This window comes from Acinetobacter sp. WCHAc060033 (genome assembly GCF_004209125.1).
Classification (GTDB): domain Bacteria; phylum Pseudomonadota; class Gammaproteobacteria; order Pseudomonadales; family Moraxellaceae; genus Acinetobacter; species Acinetobacter wuhouensis.
This window is the reverse complement of sequence record NZ_SGSW01000190.1, coordinates 1-466: the sequence shown is the minus strand read 5'-3', so window position 1 is coordinate 466 and position 466 is coordinate 1. Positions and strand designations below refer to the sequence as shown.

Here is a 466-nt window from a genome sequence, read left to right as displayed (position 1 = left end):
ACGCCTATCATCGAGAAACAGGTGAAATTGTTGCTTATGTTTGGGGTAAACGAGATTTAGCTACAGTCTAACAATTGAAGACAAAGCTTAAACAATTAGATATTCACTACACCCGAATTGCAAGTGATCATTGGGACAGTTTCATCACTGCTTTTAAAAATGGTAAGCAAAGTATTGGTAAATTTTTTACTGTAGGTATTGAAGGCAATAATTGCAAAATAAGGCATAGAATTAGGCGTAGCTTCAGAAGAAGCTGTAATTTTTCAAAAAAGCTTGAAAACCATTTTAAAGCTTTTGATTTAGCCTTCTTTTCTTTTACATCAATAATGGCTTCATTTAAAGGCAGCATACTTTTTGAAGCACCACCAAAATTTTATGTTAAGTAGAGACTAAAAATGCCCTTGATTAAGGGCTTACAAGGGCATTTTGTATAAGGTGTATTATGTTAATTTTAGAATTTCTTCAT

Annotated in this window: 1 pseudogene; it reads left to right on the top strand. The window is 32.4% G+C overall.

The features are described from left to right. Positions 1-340, top strand: a pseudogene (locus tag EXE10_RS21225) (IS1 family transposase); the annotation flags it as partial. Positions 341-466 lie beyond the last annotated feature (126 nt).